This window comes from Devosia sp. 2618, assembly GCF_040546815.1.
Taxonomy (GTDB): domain Bacteria; phylum Pseudomonadota; class Alphaproteobacteria; order Rhizobiales; family Devosiaceae; genus Devosia.
This window is the reverse complement of record NZ_JBEPOO010000001.1, coordinates 2,629,097-2,643,655: the sequence shown is the minus strand read 5'-3', so window position 1 is coordinate 2,643,655 and position 14,559 is coordinate 2,629,097. Positions and strand designations below refer to the sequence as shown.

Sequence of the window (14,559 nt, the reverse complement as noted above, 5' to 3'; positions counted from 1 at the left end):
GACGACGCAAGTCTGAGCCTTGTCTGAGCCAGTGTGTCAGCTGCGCTCGTGTGCCTGCCGTGTATGCTCTCAAACATAGTGGCCTCGCCTGTTGCAGAAGCACGTCGGCCTGCGGCATCGGACGCGCTGGGGACAAAGGCTAGCCGTTTGGCAAATGCTGAAAACTGGCCACGGGATTTAGCCGTCGCCCGCGCGACCGGTCGGCCAATGGCAAATCTAGGCCATTGGGCTCCATGCATAGTGTTTTCGGACGCGCGGCGCGGCTTCGATAATCTTAACGAATTATGAAATTCGCCCGCCAAGTTCATACTGCGTCAGCGCGGATTGAGCGGGCTATCTAAGTAGTTGCGCAGGGCTAGACCCAAGGACGCAAGGCCGCTTTGCCTCGCAATCGGCTAGGGCGATGTAGGTATTTTGGTTGGAAAGCCAGCGCTCTAGCGTTTCTCCGTCGCCCGCGTTCGGGCGTGAACGGGGACAATTTCGATGCGCAGAATCCTTGTCGTCTATGGAACCCGTCCCGAGGCCATCAAGGTGGCGCCGCTGATTGCCGCGATGGCGCTCTCCGACCGGATCGAGCCGATCATAGCCGTCACTGGCCAGCACCGGCAGATGCTGGACCAGGTCAATGCCCTGTTCGGCATCGTGCCCAAGCACGATCTCAACATCATCACCGAACGCCAGCAATTGTCGGGCATCACCTGCCGGGCGCTGGAGGGTGTCGCCGGCGTCATCGAACAGGAACTGCCCGATGCGGTGCTCGTTCAGGGCGACACGACCACCTGCTTCGCCGCCGCGCTGGCCGCCTTCTACCACAAGGTTCCGGTCGTCCATCTCGAGGCCGGTCTGCGCACTGGCAACCCCTACAATCCGTTCCCCGAGGAAGTGAACCGCGGGATGGTGTCGCGCATCGCGGCGCTGCATCTGGCACCCACCGACATGTCGCGCCAAAACCTCTTGGCCGAGGCAATCGCGCCCGAAGCCATCGCGGTCACCGGCAATACGGTCATCGACGCCCTGCTCGAAGTCGCTGCCCGGATGAAGCCACCGACCAACCCTGATGTGCTCAAACTCGCCGGTCGGCGCACCATTCTGATCACCGCCCATCGCCGAGAGTCTTGGGGCGAACCGATGGCCAACGCCGCCCGGGCCATAGCGCGTCTGGCCCGCATGTTCCCTGATGTGCAGCTGTTGCTCCCAGCCCACCTCAATCCGGCTGTGCGCGAAATCCTGCTGCCGCACCTGCAGGGCCTCGAAAACGTGCTGATCACTGAACCCCTCGGCTACAGCGATTTCGTCGCCGCCATGCAGGCTTCCGATATCGTTTTGACCGATAGTGGTGGTGTGCAGGAAGAGGCGCCAAGCCTCGGCAAGCCGGTGCTGGTCATGCGGGAAACCACCGAGCGCCCCGAGGCCGTGCTGGCCGGAACCGTCAAGCTGGTGGGGACAGACGAGGACCGCATCGTCAGCGAAGTCAGCACCTTGCTGACCGACAAGGCGGCCTATGATGCCATGGCAAAGGCCGTCAACCCTTACGGCGACGGCCTTGCATCGGATCGCTGCGTCATGGCGATCGAGCACTTCTTTGGCGACGGGGCCCGGCCAATGGATTTTGTGCCGAGCCTTGCCGGCGTTCAGGCCCACGCGCCGCGCGTGTCGTAGACCACCTTGCCGTTGTGCCGGGTGTGGCGCAGCGCCTTGAACGCATCGTGCTCCACCAGAAGCACGATGATATCGGCCTGATCCACCGCGTCGCCGGCATTGACCAGCTTGAGATTGGCATTGCTCTGTAACTTGGGTGGCAGCACATCGACATAGGGGTCGGCCACCATGATCTCGACCTCCGGCAGCGCGCCCGCGATCAGGCTCACCACATCGACGGCAGGGCTTTCCCGAATGTCATCGACATTGGCCTTGAAGGTCAGGCCCAGGCACGCAATCGACGGCGACACAAACCGCTTCGCCTTGGCGACAACCTGATCGGCCACGTGATGGGGCTTATGATCGTTCACCTCGCGCGCCGTGCGGATCAGCTTAGCCAGATCTGGCGCCGCCGCCACGATGAACCACGGATCGACCGGAATGCAGTGGCCACCCACACCCGGCCCGGGTGACAGCACGTTGACACGTGGATGCTGGTTGGCGAGGCGGATCACCTCCCACACGTCGAGCCGCAGCGACTCCGTGATCAGCGACAGCTCGTTGGCAAAGGCGATGTTGACGTCGCGATAGGCGTTCTCGACCAGCTTGGCCATTTCCGCGCTGGCTGCGTCGGTAATCAGGATCTCCCCCTGCGCGAACACCCGGTAAATACTGGCCGCCTTGATGGCGCAGTTGGTGGTGAGCCCGCCGACGACGCGGTTGTTGGTGATCATCTCGATCATGATGCGTCCCGGCAGAACCCGCTCGGGACAATGGGCGACAAAAACGTCCGGGCTGCCCCCAACCACATGCGGCATTTTGAGATCAGGCCGCACCGCCCCGATCCAGCGGCTGACCTTTTCGGTCGTGCCGGGAGGGCTGGTGGATTCCAGCACCACGATATTGCCCGGCTTGAGCTTGAGTGCCACCTGTTCGGCCGCAGCCTTCACATAGGACAGATCGGCCGTGTGATCGGCATTGAACGGCGTCGGCACCGCGATGATGAACGCGTCGGCCTCCGGCATGTCGCGCGCCATCGACAGCCGCCCCATCGCCACCGCGCCGCTGACCGCGACGGCAAGATCAGGTTCAATAAACGGCGTTTCGCCCCGCGAAATGGCTTCCACGATGCGCGGATTAACATCAACACCGATGACCTGCACGCCGCGCGTGGCCAACACCGTTGCCGTCGGCAGGCCGATATAGCCCATACCGACCACGGCCAGCTTGCCGCTAAAAACTTCATTCAACATGGGTTTATTCCTGTCAGGGGTGTTAGTGTGAGGACGCGATGTCGGCGGTCTCGCCCGGTTGCAGCGCCGTGCTCGGGCGCAGCGCTTCGCGCAGCGTGAGGGCGATGAAGGCGGTGTTGGTGACGAGGTAGCGTTTCCACATCCGCCCCGGCTCCTGCAGCAGGCGATAGGCCCACTCCAGCCCCAGTGCCTGCCAGCGGCGTGGTGCACGCTTTGTGATGCCTGCCATCACATCGAATGAGCCGCCGACGCCGTGCAAAACCGGCACCTTCAACTCGCGTTGGAAGCGGCGGAGGAAAATTTCCTTTTTGGGCGACGCCATGCCCAAAAACAGCATGTCGGCGTTGGACCCGGCGATGTCTGCCGCGATGTGTTCGGCTTCGCTGTCGTTGAAGTAACCATCATGGCTGCCGACGATCCGCAGGCCTGGCCAGCGCTCGGCGATGGTGCGCTCAAGCGCGGCCAACACTTCGGCTTTGGCACCTAGCAGGTAGATACTGCGCCCCTGACCATGCGCCAGCACCAGCAATTGCTCGAACAAGTCGATGCCCGCAATGCGCTCGGGCAGGGGGCGTCCCAGCAGCCAGCTCGCCCACACCACCGACTGCCCATCGGCCAACAGCATGTTGCAATCGAGCAGCGCATCGCGCAGGCCCGGGTCGTGCCGCATGTTGACGATCTTGGCCGCGTTCAGCACGCCGACCAGTAACGGCTGGCGCGTCCTGATCGCCTCGCGGCAGCGATCGACCGCCTGTTCCATCCGCATGCCGTCGATCGTCAGCCCGAACAGCAGGCGGCGTTCCGGCCGTTCCGCCCGTCGAGGTGCCGTCGATAATGTCAGTCTTTCAAGCTCGAATGCCATTCAAGCCTCCCGGTTGTCCGGGCAAAGACTAGAAGCGTGTTCAGCCTGCCAACAATCAATCGGACAGGCGCCGGGGTTGAATACTAGTGATGCTCGGCCCTCCGGAAACGGGCGCGTTGTGACTAGCGATGACTAGCGACTAAGCAGAACGGCGCTCGCTTAGCCTTAAATCCCTAATTCACCTGCCAGTGCCGCAAAGCTTAGCTGCCCTCTCTATTTGTCAGGAGGCAGTGGTGAGGTTCGCTACCGCAAATCACACGGACCATGACCGGGTGAACGACCGCCCCTTGGCCGTCGTCATCGTCACCTATAACAGCGCCAACACGCTGTGCGGCCTGCTCGATACGCTGGCAGACGGGTTGCGCGGCATCGCCCGAACCGAAATCGTCGTCGTCGATAACGCCTCGGCCGACAACTCAGTCGCCATCGTGCGCAAACATCCCGTAGGCGCGCGCGTGGTGCAGACCGGCCGCAATGGTGGCTACGCGGCAGGCATCAATGCGGCCGTCGCAACCATCGACAATGATGCCGACCTCCTGGTTCTCAATCCTGACATTCGCCTCTCGCCGGGCGTTGCGGCCCTGCTGGTCGCGCCCCTCCGAGAAGCCAGCGTCGCCATCACGGTACCCAAAATGCTGCACGAGGATGGCACGCTGTTTCATTCCCTCCGCCGCGAGCCCTCGCTGCAGACGGCCTGGGCCGATGCGCTGCTCGGCACAAGGCTCGGTTATGGCCTTGATCGCGGCGAATGCGTTTGCGCCGATAGCCGCTACGAGACGAACGACGTGGTCGACTGGGCCAGCGGCGCGGCCCTCGCCGTGTCCGCACGCGCCCGCGCCGAAATCGGCGATTGGGACGAAAGCTTCTTCCTCTATAGCGAGGAGGTCGACTACCAGCGGCGCGCCCGGGCCGCCGGCTTTCACATCGTCTATGTGCCACAGGCCAGGGTCGTCCATATCGGTGGCGAATACAGCCGCAACGCGCAGCTCTACTCGATCCTCACGGCCAACCGCGTCCGCGACTATGCCCGCCATCACAGCGCGTTCTCAACCCTGCAATTCCGGCTGGCAGTCCTGACCGGCGAAGCGTTGCGCAGTGTCGGCGGCTCGCCCGTCCATCGCGCGGGCGCCAAAGCAGCGCTGCAGTTTCGCGAACGCCGCCCTGCCTCCTTCATCCCGAAAGCCAACAATGCTTGACCAGTTCGCCGCAAAGCGCGAGGCCAGCCAAACCCAGTCGCGGCTGTTGACCTCGATCCGCCAGCAACCCGCCTGGCGGCGCTATCAGCAGATGGCCTGGATACTCCGCCACGAAGGCATGGCCGGCGCGGTGGACCGTCTGCGCGCCAAAGCCGCCACCGCCCTTGAGCCGCGCACCCCACGCCCCATTGTCCGCGATGAGGACATCCTCCGCGCCGACTTCGACAATCACGTGCCTCAGCCATTCGAGCGCCCCGGCCCCGATGAAATCATCACCCTCAACTGGATCATGACCGCCCCCAATGCTGGCTCTGGCGGTCACACGACGATTTTCCGGATCATCCGTCACTTGGAAGCCAACGGCTATCGCAACCGTGTTTATTTCTACGACGCCCGCCTCGCCAGCATCGAGCCATACGTCGCCGTGCTGCGCGACTACTATGGCTTTCACGGCCCGGTCGAGCGCTTCAACGGCGCCATGGCTGATGCCAATGGCGTCGTCGCTACCAGCTGGCCCACTGCCTACGCTGCCTATTCCACCGCCAGCCTCGGCAAGCGGTTCTACTTCGTGCAAGACTTCGAACCAGATTTTTACGCCGTCAGCGCCGACCGCATCCTCGCCGAAAACACCTATCACATGGGCTTCCATGCCATCACCGCCGGACGCTGGCTGGCGCAAAAGCTTTCCATCGAGTTCGCCATGGCGGCCGATCCTTTTGAGTTCGGCTGCGACACCACCAGCTATTTCAACCGCAACGAACCCCGCACCGGCATCGCCTTTTACGCGCGCCCTGGCACACCACGCCGCGGCTACGAGCTCGGTCTTCTCGCGCTGCAACTGTTCGCAGCCAGACGACCCGATATCGACATTCACCTCTACGGCGAAGCCGTCGGCCCCTTACCCTTCAAAGCCACCGATCACGGCCTGTCCTCACCCAAGGCATTGAACGATCTCTACAATATCTGCTTTGCCGGCCTCAGCCTATCGCTGACCAATGTGTCGCTCGTGCCGCTCGAAATGCTGGCCTCGGGCTGCATCCCCATACTCAACGATGCCGTCCACAACCGCATGGTGATCGACGATCCGCATGTGCACTACGCGGCGCCGACCCCGCAGGCATTGGCCCGGAGCCTCGAGACAGTGGTCTCGATGCCCGACTTCACCGCCTATTCAAATGCCGCCGCCCAAAGCCAGCATGGCCTGCGCTGGGAAGGGGCGGGCGAAGCGGTCGATACCGCCCTCCGCAATGTGCTGCAGGCCCAACCGGACACAGCCAAATGGTAAGCGTAGATATCGTCGTGCCGTGCTACAATTACGCTCGATTTCTCCGCCATGCGGTCGAAAGCGCCATGCATCAGGATGATGTCGAGGTTCGCGTCCTCATCATCGATGATTGCTCCACCGATCTGACGCCCGATGTCGGCCGGGAACTGACCCATGAATTCGCTGGGGTCACCTTCCGCCGGCATGCCGAAAACAAGGGCCATGTCGCGACCTTCAACGAAGGCATCGCCGAACTGACCGGCGACTATTTCCTGCTGCTCTCCGCCGACGACTATCTGCTTCCCGGCTCATTGGGCCGCGCCGTCCGGCTGATGGAGGCCCATAAGGAGATCAGCTTCGTATTCGGTCGAGCCTTCTTTTCGGCCAACGAGCGTCCGCTGCAACCCTGGGTACCGTTGACGCGTGGCATCGTGCACGATGGCGACACGGTCCTTTCCGGCCGCCGCTTTGTCGAGCTGAGCAGCGCCCTCAATATCGTGCCGACGCCGACCGCGGTGGTGCGTACCAGCGTCCAACTGGCCGCCGGCGGCTATCGGCCCGAACTGCCGCATACCGGCGATATGGAAATGTGGCTGCGGCTCGCGGCCTATGGATCGGTTGGCTATATCGATGCCGACCAGGCAGTCTATCGGCTACACGGCACCAATATGTCGATTGCCTATGAGGGGATCGACGACCTAGAGGCGCGGCGCAAGGCGCTGAACATTTTCTTTGCCGATGGTGCCAAGAAAATGGACCCGTCGGGCGCCCTGCAGCGCGAGTGCCTGCATCGCTTTTCGGGTGAGGCCTTCCGCCAGGCGCGCATGGCGCTCAACCGTGGCGAAGCCAATACGGCCCGTCAGTTCAGGGATTATGGTCTAGCGGTTTCGCCGACCGCGCGCCTGTCGCTGGGCTGGGTGAGGCTTTTGGCCAAGCAGGCCATGCGCCGCCAATCGCTGACCGCCATCCGTTGACGGAGCAACCCGAACCGCGACCGCTGGCGCGCTAAACGGTGCGTCGCGCAACCAGATGCCGGCTCCCACCATGAACATGAAAAACACGTAGGTGCCGTTCCAGAAGTGCACCATCCAGCCGGTCAAAAAGAACGAGCACATCGAGATCAGATAGGCCGCCCGATAGTCATAGTGGCGCTGGTCGAGGCCCTTGACGCGACCAACGGTGATGACCGAGGCGAGGAAAAACGCCAGCATCAGCGCGCCGCCGGGAATGCCGTAGACAATGGCATTGTAGAGCCAGAACATGTCGATGCTCGGCGGCATCCATGATGGCCGCTCCCAATCGCCCATGCCGACGCCAAACAGCGGATGATTGGCCACCGATTGAGTGCCAAAGTCCCAGATCACGATGCGGAAAAATGCAGACTCCTGCTCGAAGGCAAACGAGAACAGGATGTTGGGCAGCGGCCGCTTGGCAAACAGCTGCACCGCCAGAACGAAGGCACCGGCAAGCGAGATCAGTAACATCCATCGCGCCCGGAACCAGTGCAGCACCCAGTTCCAGCCCATTAGCATGATCTGCACCAGAATACCGCTGATCGGCCCCGACGACAGCGACAGCGCCCCGGTTAGTCCCACCATCACACTGCGCATCCACCGGCGGCCGAAACTGAGCTCGCGTCCCACCACCATATGGGTCAGCGCCACGATGCTCCCGAGGCAAACCCCCATCAGAATGGGATGCTCGAAAAACAGCTGGGCGCGCCGCAGACCCCAGCGCGGCTCCTTGTCGGCAATCTCGATGCTCGGGAAAATGTGCGACGCAATTTCAAGGTAGATATTGTGCCCGCTGATCGCCTCGTAGAGCGCGAACGGCAGCAGCACGAGAGCGATGCCGGTCAACAGCCGCCCCAGCGCTCGAAAGTCATCGGCCGTGCGAATACAGCACCGCGCGATGAGGTATGGCGTGATGGTTTCGAGTACCTGGATGCCGCCAGTCTGCACCCCGGTGCCAAGCCCGTTCACCGCCGTAAGGCTTATGACGCACCACAGGGCAAACAGGGCGACCAGAATGTCGGGCAGCCGCACACGCCCGGCGCGCCCCTGCACCAGCCACACAAGGCACGGCACAAACAGGATGATCAGCGTGAACCGGTAGGCTGATAGCCGCACGCCGCCGAGATAGATGACGAAAGGCATCACCCAGGTCGCCAGCAGCAGGATCACCGCCCAATGCACCCGTGGCCGCGTGATGGCGATGTTCAATGTCCTCGGACGCATGCCGCGGTCCCGCGCCGCAATGCGGCTGGGCCTGACGGGACGACTGGTGGCGGAAGCCGACATGGACGCGTTCCAAAGGAGGAGCGTCAAACCTACTGGGTCCCATCGGATCACAACGCTTGCTAAAACGAGCTAGGCCCAAGCCAATGCGGATCAGTCCGCCCCGTCTGGTCAGCATTTGACAGGCCTTCCGACGCCGCTAGCTCGATAGGCCTAAGCAACTCCGGCAATTGTGGCGCCCTGAAATTACCGATTTACTTCAAACATTAAGCGGCTTCTGGCCGGCACAATGCATCACCGAATAGGGTGCCTCGATGACCATTCTCGTGACGGGCGGCGCTGGGTTCATCGGGTCCAATTTCATCCATGACTGGCTGGCCAGCACTGATGAGACTGTCATCAATCTCGACAAACTGACCTATGCCGGCAACCTCGGCAATCTGCGCGACATCGAACATGAGCCCAACTACATGTTCGTGCGTGGAGACATCGCCGAAGTCGACCGCATCCGCGCACTGCTGACCAATTTTAAGGTCCGCGCACTCGTCCATTTCGCTGCCGAAAGCCATGTCGACCGGTCGATCTCGGGTCCGATGGGGTTCGTCGAAACCAATATCCTCGGCACCGCCCATTTGCTGCAGGCAGCGCTTGAACACTGGCACCGCGGCAACGCGTTTCGCTTCCTCCATGTCTCGACCGACGAAGTGTTCGGCTCGCTCGAACCCGAGGATGCGCCCTTCGTCGAGTCCAGCCCGTACCGCCCCAATAGCCCCTATGCCGCCAGCAAAGCGGCGTCGGATCACCTGGTGCGCGCCTATGGCGAGACCTATGGACTGCCGGTCTTGATCACCCATTGCTCGAACAATTACGGGCCGTATCACTTCCCCGAAAAGCTGATCCCGCTGTTGATTCACAACGCCACCAGCGGCAAGCAATTGCCGCTCTATGGCGACGGAATGCAGGTCCGCGACTGGCTCTATGTCGGCGATCATTGCCGGGCTCTGCGCATGGTATTGGCCGATGGGCGGCCGGGCCAGACCTACAATATCGGCGGCAATGCCGAGCGGCAGAATATCGAGGTGGCCCGCACCATTTGCGCCATGCTCGACGACTATCTGCCCCTGCTCGATGGCGGCTCCTATAGCAGCCAGATCATGCTGGTGCGCGATCGACCCGGCCACGATCGCCGCTATGCCATCGACAATACCAAACTTCGTTCAGAGCTCGGTTGGTCGCCGCTCCTGAGCTTTGACGAGGGCATCACCAAAACTGTCGAATGGTATCTGGAAAACCCCACCTGGACGGCGGCCGTCACTGGCGGCAGCTACCGGGACTGGGTTGCCGAGCAATACACATGAAAATCCTGATCGTGGGCGGCACGGGGCAGGTGGGCCGGGACTTGCAGCGTGCGCTGGAGCCACTGGGCGACATCATGGCGCCGTCGCGAGCGCACCTCGATCTAGCCGATCCGAACAGCATCGCGCAGGTCTGGGAGCAGTATCGCCCCGATGCCGTCGTCAATGCCGGAGCCTACACCGCCGTCGATGACGCCGAGGCCCATTCTGATCACGCCGATGCCATCAATCATCGCGCCGTCGACATTCTGGCGCAACTGGTCGAACGCCACCACGGCTGGCTGGTGCATTACTCCACCGACTACGTGTTCAACGGACAGGGTGCCGAGCCGTTCGATGAGAGCGCGCCGAAAGCACCGCTCAACATCTATGGCCGAAGCAAACTGGCCGGCGACGAGGCCATTGTCGCCTCGGGATGCCGCCATCTGATCCTTCGCACATCATGGGTCCACGCACCGAGAGGGCGCAACTTCGTGAGCACCATCCTCAAGCTCGCGGCTGACCGCGACCATCTGCGCGTTGTGGCCGACCAGCACGGCGCCCCGACCAGCGCCGCGCTTATCGCCGACGTCACCGCCATCGCGTTGCGGCGGGCGCTGGCCAACGACGAGATCTCCGGCACCTATCACGTCACTGCAGCTGGCGAGACGAGCTGGCACGAGGTGGCCCAATTCGCCGTCACTGTAGCTCGCAAGCGCGGCGCAGTGCTCACCCTCCGACCCGAAGCGATCGACGCCATCGGCACCGCAGACTATCCGCTGCCCGCCGCGCGGCCGCTCAATTCGCGACTGGACACCACCAGGTTTCGCCACACCTTCGATGTGGCTTTGCCCGACTGGCACGACGGAGTTGAGCGCACCGTCGCCGGGCTGGTGGCAGCATGAGCCGGCGTGGCATCGTCCTCGCCGGCGGCAATGGCACGCGGCTGCACCCGGCGACCTTCGCCATGTCCAAGCAATTGCTGCCGGTCTACGACAAGCCGATGATCTACTATTCGATGACCACGCTGATGCTCGCGGGCATCCGCGAAATGCTGGTCATTTCGACCCCGGACGATCTGCCGCGCTTCCGGCGCCTGCTGGGCAGCGGCGAGCAATGGGGCGTCTCGTTCAGCTATGCCGAACAGGCCAGCCCCGCCGGGCTGGCGCAAGCGTTCCTTATTGGCGAAGAGTTCATTGCCGAGGAGGCCAGCGCGCTGGTGCTGGGGGATAATCTCTTCTTCGGCCACGACTTCCAGCCGCTGCTGCGCCGCGCAGACCTCAGCAACCACGGCGCAACAATCTTCGTCTATCACGTCGATGACGCCAGCCGGTACGGCGTGGCCGAGTTCGACAAGAACGGCGTAGTGATCGGCATCGAGGAGAAGCCGGCCCAGCCCAAGTCCAACTATGCCGTCACCGGGCTCTATTTTTACGACGCCGACGTGGTGGCGCTCGCTAAGTGCCTCAAGCCATCCAAGCGCAACGAACTCGAGATCACCGATCTCAACCGCCTGTACCTCGAACGCGGCCAGCTGCATGTGCAGGTCATGGGACGTGGCTATGCCTGGCTCGATACCGGCACGCATGACTCCCTGCTCGAAGCCGGACAATTCATCGCCACTGTCGAACACCGGCAGGGCCAGAAAATCGCCTGCCCCGAAGAGATCGCCTGGCGTAATGGCTGGATCGATACGGTCGACTTGTTGGCGCTGGCAGCGCCCCTCGAAAACAGCGGCTATGGCCGCTACCTGCGCAGTCTGGCCATGGAGGTGCAATTATCATGAAGACCACCTATCTCGATCTTGATGGCGTGATGGTGCTTGAGCCGCGCCTGTTTACCGACGAGCGCGGCACCTTCTTTGAGAGCTACAACAATGCGCTGTTCCGCAATCTCAGCGGCCAGCAGCATGACTTTGTGCAGGACAATCATTCGGTCTCGCGCGACGGTGTTCTGCGCGGCCTGCATTACCAGCTGGCCCCCAGCGAACAGGGCAAGCTGGTGCGCGCCATCCGGGGCTCGATCTTTGATGTTGCTGTCGATGTCCGCCACCATTCGCCAAGCTTCGGGCGCTGGGCCGGTATTCTGCTGTCGGCCGAAAACCACAAGCAGCTCTGGATTCCACCCGGCTTCGCGCATGGCTTTCTGGCGCTCACCGATTGCGAAGTGCTCTACAAGGCCGACGCCTATTACGATCCGTCGCGTGAGCGGTCGCTGCAATGGGACGATCCCGACGTCGGCATCGCCTGGCCTCTCAGCGGCCAACCGCGTCTGTCGCCAAAGGATCAGGCGGCCGGCGCACTGCATGATCTGGTGGCGCCGGCCACATTTCCACCGGTGTTAGAGGCCACCCACCTGGCCCTCTGACAAGGTGCCCGCTTAGACGGGCCGGTTCTCGCGTAAGTGCTGCACCACGCCGCGAGCACGCCACGCATAAAGCATCCAGCCAAATTCATAGGGCCGGCATTCCCTATCCACTTTGCCGGCGGGCATCAGCGCGTCCAGCCCCGGCAGGTGCCAACCCGTCTTCAGCGCCGTCGTCACCGCCGCAATCCGGCGCACCAGTTTGGGTGGCTCGTTGCGACCAACCTTGCGCCAGATGACGCCATCATCGACCGAGATCATCGCTTCCTTGGTTTCTGGCCGGCTATCGAGCCATCCCAGCCCCTTTACCAATGCGCCACGATGATCGGTGCCCCCGGCCTCCTGCAGATCGAGCAGGGCCATCGGCGCCATGGCGTGCTGATGCACACTATAAACCGGATAGCCCTCGACCACGCTGCCGTCGCGCGTATCGTAGTGCCACCACCATTGCCCGGACGTGCCCTGCAAGTGCACGATCCGTGCCGCGCAAGCCTCGGAGGCCCGCAACGCGACCTTGTCGCCATCGGCAAAGCCAAGCCGGGCCAGCGCCTGTATCGGATAGACCTGATCGGCAAAGCACCCGACATGGCTGCGCCCCCAGCCAAGTGCTTTGGTCGGCGTCACGTGCGGAAACAGGCCACTGGCAGACTGCCCATCGAGTAGTCGACGATAGGCCAACTGCAGCACCTCGTGCGTGTCACCAAGATGCCGCGCGGCCAATGCAGCAGTGAGCGCCCAGGCGCAGGATACCGTCTCAACCGATGGATCATTGCGCAGCACATCGCGGAGAATTTCGAACAACTGCGGCGCAAAGACCCCAGCCGTTTCCGCCGCCGCCCAGGCTGCCAAAGCCACCGCACCCGGTTCACGGGACTGCGCCGCGCGACCAATGCAATCGAGCGCGACATCTCGCGCCGTAGCGCCCTTGAGCACCGTGCGTTGCACGGCATCAGGCGTCCAGGCCAGCCCCTGAGCCACGTTGATCGTATAGCGCAGGTTGTCGCCCTCGGCTCGCGTGCCCGACCCATCGCGATTGTCCACGCTGCGCATCGTATGCGGAAACCGTAGATCGCTCATTGCCATGCGCTTGAGCCCGCGCACCGCCAGATCGCAAAGTGCCGGCACGCAATTGCCGACAGGCGGGCAGAACGGGTCGAGCAGGACAATGCGGTCCATCTCGGCGTCAGGGGTGTCTTCGGGGCCAGGAAGCCCAACATAGTCCTGCAGCATGTTCGTCCCTTGCTCTAACGTCAGATCGCGCAGATCGCCTGCATCTGTCGAGCTTGGCATGGCGATTTTCGCGCCGCACTTCGCTCTTGCGATGGAGCAGCGCGCCTCATGGTCCTGCAGGAGAAGTAGTGGTCGGAACGGCCTAAGCCGATGGATGCATGGCCCACACTACTTGCTTTCGCGGTTCCACATATCGACCATGCCGGCCGTGTTATGATGCCAGGCAAGCCCCAGCATACGGCGGGCGCGATAGAGCCGAATTCGGGTGACACAGCTCAGCGCCAGCAGGCGCTCGCGTGTGCCATTCGCACGGTCCGAGCGCCAGATACGGATCGTCTCAAAAACCGGGGAACCAGCCATCGCCACGCTCTTGCCGATCCATTTGGCCAATGCCAGCGGCTTGTGTCCCACATGACGAAATTCATGTGCCACATGCCGGTCCCAGCGCCGCGCCAGTTCGGGGAAAGAATTGCAGGATGGCGTGTAAACCCGCGCACCTTCGAGATAGCCGATCTGATATCCAGCTGCCGTCGCGCGCTGGCCCCATTCGGTGTCCTCCATGGTGCCGATCCCCCCGAACGGCCCCACCGAATGAAACACCTCGGCGCGCACTGCCATATTGCCGCTAGCCGCAAAGCCATACTGTTCGACATAGGAGCGCGCCCGGTAGCTATAGACATTTTCATAGGCCTCCACCGCGGTGAGCCGATCGGCGTTCGCCGGCCTGATCCTGATGTCGCCGCCGATAAAGTCCACCTCCGGATGCTCGTCGAAATATTCAACGATCACCCGCAGCCAGTTCGGCGATGCCACGCAGTCGGCGTCGATGAATGCCAGAATGGGCGCGCGCGCCTGCGCCACACCCAGATTGCGTGCCGGGCCGGGGCCGGGCGTGGTCTCCCGCAACAGACGCGCGCCAGACACCAGCGACACCGCCATTTCAGGCATTTCGCGCGAGCCGTTATCGACGACCAAAATCTCGAACGGAATCCCGTGAATGCGCTGCACATCCAGCGCCCGCAGACACACCAGCAGATCGGGCTCGTTCAGATTCGGAATGATGATGCTGACACTGGGACGGTCATCCATGTCCACCTACTCCACACGGCCAAGCCGTCAGACTGCGACTTTGCCGGCCCAGGCGGCAATAGCCCGACCATCCCGCCCAACTAGCTCTAAAG

At 62.7% G+C, this 14,559-nt stretch carries 13 protein-coding genes; 8 read left to right on the top strand and 5 right to left on the bottom strand.

Going from position 1 to position 14,559, the window contains the following annotated elements; genetic code table 11:
• Window positions 1–483: 483 nt before the first annotated feature.
• Entirely contained in the window at window positions 484–1,659 is a 1,176-nt protein-coding gene (gene wecB / locus ABIE28_RS13260) for a non-hydrolyzing UDP-N-acetylglucosamine 2-epimerase (protein ID WP_354063663.1), read from the top strand.
• Here the strand turns inward: wecB and wecC are convergent.
• Window positions 1,632–2,891, bottom strand: coding sequence for a UDP-N-acetyl-D-mannosamine dehydrogenase (wecC, locus tag ABIE28_RS13255; protein ID WP_354063662.1), 1,260 nt, complete (start codon window positions 2,889–2,891; stop codon window positions 1,632–1,634). The two genes, wecB and wecC, sit on opposite strands and share 28 nt — an antisense overlap.
• Window positions 2,892–2,913: 22 nt before the next feature.
• Window positions 2,914–3,753: a WecB/TagA/CpsF family glycosyltransferase gene (locus tag ABIE28_RS13250; protein WP_354063660.1), complete on the bottom strand. Its 840-nt coding sequence runs from the start codon at window positions 3,751–3,753 to the stop codon at window positions 2,914–2,916.
• A gap of 233 nt (window positions 3,754–3,986) precedes the next feature.
• Here ABIE28_RS13250 and ABIE28_RS13245 point away from each other — a divergent pair, with 233 nt between their 5' ends.
• The 3 genes from ABIE28_RS13245 to ABIE28_RS13235 are packed head-to-tail and all read left to right on the top strand — an operon-like array spanning window position 3,987 to window position 7,187.
• Complete coding sequence (locus ABIE28_RS13245) at window positions 3,987–4,949, top strand: glycosyltransferase (RefSeq protein WP_354063659.1); 963 nt, start codon at window positions 3,987–3,989, stop codon at window positions 4,947–4,949.
• Entirely contained in the window at window positions 4,942–6,234 is a 1,293-nt protein-coding gene (locus ABIE28_RS13240; protein ID WP_354063657.1) for a rhamnosyltransferase WsaF family glycosyltransferase, read from the top strand. The genes ABIE28_RS13245 and ABIE28_RS13240 overlap by 8 nt, the downstream gene beginning before the upstream one ends.
• Window positions 6,228–7,187, top strand: coding sequence for a glycosyltransferase family 2 protein (locus tag ABIE28_RS13235; protein ID WP_354063655.1), 960 nt, complete (start codon window positions 6,228–6,230; stop codon window positions 7,185–7,187). Before ABIE28_RS13240 ends, ABIE28_RS13235 begins: the two co-directional genes overlap by 7 nt.
• Here ABIE28_RS13235 and ABIE28_RS13230 read toward each other — a convergent pair.
• On the bottom strand, window positions 7,092–8,513 hold the full coding sequence (locus tag ABIE28_RS13230; RefSeq protein WP_354063653.1) for an O-antigen ligase family protein: 1,422 nt from the start codon (window positions 8,511–8,513) through the stop codon (window positions 7,092–7,094). The genes ABIE28_RS13235 and ABIE28_RS13230 overlap by 96 nt on opposite strands.
• A 251-nt stretch (window positions 8,514–8,764) precedes the next feature.
• Here ABIE28_RS13230 and rfbB point away from each other — a divergent pair, with 251 nt between their 5' ends.
• The 4 genes from rfbB to rfbC are packed head-to-tail and all read left to right on the top strand — an operon-like array spanning window position 8,765 to window position 12,151.
• Entirely contained in the window at window positions 8,765–9,808 is a 1,044-nt protein-coding gene (rfbB, locus tag ABIE28_RS13225; protein WP_354063651.1) for a dTDP-glucose 4,6-dehydratase, read from the top strand.
• A complete protein-coding gene (gene rfbD / locus ABIE28_RS13220) occupies window positions 9,805–10,689 on the top strand; it encodes a dTDP-4-dehydrorhamnose reductase (RefSeq protein WP_354063649.1) in 885 nt (294 codons plus the stop codon). Before rfbB ends, rfbD begins: the two co-directional genes overlap by 4 nt.
• The gene (gene rfbA, locus ABIE28_RS13215; RefSeq protein ID WP_354063647.1) at window positions 10,686–11,570 is read left to right on the top strand and encodes a glucose-1-phosphate thymidylyltransferase RfbA; all 885 of its coding nucleotides are present in this window, start codon (window positions 10,686–10,688) and stop codon (window positions 11,568–11,570) included. Before rfbD ends, rfbA begins: the two co-directional genes overlap by 4 nt.
• The gene (gene rfbC / locus ABIE28_RS13210; protein WP_354063646.1) at window positions 11,567–12,151 is read left to right on the top strand and encodes a dTDP-4-dehydrorhamnose 3,5-epimerase; all 585 of its coding nucleotides are present in this window, start codon (window positions 11,567–11,569) and stop codon (window positions 12,149–12,151) included. Before rfbA ends, rfbC begins: the two co-directional genes overlap by 4 nt.
• Window positions 12,152–12,163: 12 nt before the next feature.
• Here rfbC and ABIE28_RS13205 read toward each other — a convergent pair whose 3' ends face one another.
• The gene (locus ABIE28_RS13205; protein ID WP_354063644.1) at window positions 12,164–13,438 is read right to left on the bottom strand and encodes a hypothetical protein; all 1,275 of its coding nucleotides are present in this window, start codon (window positions 13,436–13,438) and stop codon (window positions 12,164–12,166) included.
• Window positions 13,439–13,546: 108 nt separating this feature from the next.
• The gene (locus ABIE28_RS13200; protein ID WP_354063642.1) at window positions 13,547–14,467 is read right to left on the bottom strand and encodes a glycosyltransferase family 2 protein; all 921 of its coding nucleotides are present in this window, start codon (window positions 14,465–14,467) and stop codon (window positions 13,547–13,549) included.
• Window positions 14,468–14,559: the final 92 nt, after the last annotated feature.

What these genes read in the sequence shown, in the direction of transcription:
- wecB (WP_354063663.1), top strand. Translation starts at nt 484, where the DNA reads ATGCGCAGAATCCTTGTCGTCTATGGAACCCGTCCCGAGGCCATCAAG.
- wecC (WP_354063662.1), bottom strand. Translation starts at nt 2,891, where the DNA reads ATGTTGAATGAAGTTTTTAGCGGCAAGCTGGCCGTGGTCGGTATGGGC.
- ABIE28_RS13250 (WP_354063660.1), bottom strand. Translation starts at nt 3,753, where the DNA reads ATGGCATTCGAGCTTGAAAGACTGACATTATCGACGGCACCTCGACGG.
- ABIE28_RS13240 (WP_354063657.1), top strand. Translation starts at nt 4,942, where the DNA reads ATGCTTGACCAGTTCGCCGCAAAGCGCGAGGCCAGCCAAACCCAGTCG.
- ABIE28_RS13235 (WP_354063655.1), top strand. Translation starts at nt 6,228, where the DNA reads ATGGTAAGCGTAGATATCGTCGTGCCGTGCTACAATTACGCTCGATTT.
- ABIE28_RS13230 (WP_354063653.1), bottom strand. Translation starts at nt 8,513, where the DNA reads ATGTCGGCTTCCGCCACCAGTCGTCCCGTCAGGCCCAGCCGCATTGCG.
- rfbB (WP_354063651.1), top strand. Translation starts at nt 8,765, where the DNA reads ATGACCATTCTCGTGACGGGCGGCGCTGGGTTCATCGGGTCCAATTTC.
- rfbD (WP_354063649.1), top strand. Translation starts at nt 9,805, where the DNA reads ATGAAAATCCTGATCGTGGGCGGCACGGGGCAGGTGGGCCGGGACTTG.
- rfbA (WP_354063647.1), top strand. Translation starts at nt 10,686, where the DNA reads ATGAGCCGGCGTGGCATCGTCCTCGCCGGCGGCAATGGCACGCGGCTG.
- rfbC (WP_354063646.1), top strand. Translation starts at nt 11,567, where the DNA reads ATGAAGACCACCTATCTCGATCTTGATGGCGTGATGGTGCTTGAGCCG.
- ABIE28_RS13205 (WP_354063644.1), bottom strand. Translation starts at nt 13,438, where the DNA reads ATGCCAAGCTCGACAGATGCAGGCGATCTGCGCGATCTGACGTTAGAG.
- ABIE28_RS13200 (WP_354063642.1), bottom strand. Translation starts at nt 14,467, where the DNA reads ATGGATGACCGTCCCAGTGTCAGCATCATCATTCCGAATCTGAACGAG.